The following is a 1,224-nucleotide window of genomic DNA, read 5'->3' on the forward strand; positions in this document are numbered from 1 at the left end:
AAAACACAACCCGCTACGGGGGAGACTTACCCGAAATCTGATTTATTCAACAAAGCCACGCGCTGGACACACCACGATGACAGCGGTTTTATCCCTTACGCCATCACCACCGGCCTTGATTACGAGGCGATGACCGAACAGCGCAAAGGCTATGAGAACTTTGTTTATCAGAACGGCGTTTACGATCTCGGCACCAAAGGTGATATGCGACGTAACGAACGTAACCTGATGTGGAACCTCGATCCCTACATTCAAACGCACTGGCAGCTCACCTCAGCCCTGGGGCTGGACGCCGGGGCGCGCTATAGCTCGGTATGGTTTGATTCCAACGATCGTTATGTTGTAGGTAAAAATGGTGATGATAGCGGCGAAGCGAGCTATCACAAGTGGCTTCCGGCGGCAGCGCTGAAGTATGCCATGACGCCGCAGTGGAACGTTTACCTCTCTGCCGGGAGGGGATTTGAAACGCCGACCATTAACGAGCTGTCCTATCGTCCCGATGGTCAGTCCGGGCTTAACTTTGCTCTGCAACCGGCCACTAACACCACCGTTGAAGCAGGCAGTAAATGGCAGGTGGGCACCGGGATGGCGAGCCTGAGCGTCTTCAATACGGACACGAAAAATGAAATTGTCGTTGCCGCCAGCGACAATGGCCGTACGTCCTATCAGAACGCGGGCAAGACGCGCCGCCGCGGGGTCGAACTGGGATGGGATCAGCAATTTGCGCCCGCCTGGCGCGCCAAACTGGCGTGGACGCTGCTGGATGCGACCTACCGTGAAAACGCCGGCGATGCTATTCAGAGCGGCAATCGGATCCCGGGGATTGCACGTAATAGCGCCTATGCCTCCTTTGGCTGGGTGCCGGAAGAGGGATGGTACGCTGGCGCTGAAGTCCGCTATATGAGCGATATTCAGGTCAACGATGCCAATAGCGAGCAGGCTCCAGCCTATACGGTGACGGCACTGAATACCGGCTATAAATATGTGCTAGATAACTGGACCGTCGACCTCTATACGCGCGTTGATAACCTGTTTGATAAGCGCTACGTCGGCTCTGTTATCGTCAACGAGAGCAACGGACGCTATTATGAACCGGCGCCGGGCCGTAACTATGGCGTTGGGCTATCGGTCAGCTATCAGTTTGATTCGCTGTAACAATACGGCTGCCGGAGAGTGCTATTGAGGTGAGGCTCCGGCAGCGGGTAAAGGCGTTGATTCCTGGTA

General features: G+C 55.4%; 1 protein-coding gene. It reads left to right on the forward strand.

What is annotated here, in order from left to right; genetic code table 11:
* The coding region (locus tag ACOI7Z_RS27205) for a TonB-dependent receptor (protein WP_139246141.1) at nucleotides 1-1,155 on the forward strand (1,155 nt) is incomplete at its 5' end.
* Nucleotides 1,156-1,224: the final 69 nt, after the last annotated feature.

This window comes from Klebsiella sp. C283 (genome assembly GCF_048822555.1).
In the GTDB taxonomy this organism is placed as follows: Bacteria; Pseudomonadota; Gammaproteobacteria; order Enterobacterales; family Enterobacteriaceae; genus Klebsiella; species Klebsiella quasipneumoniae.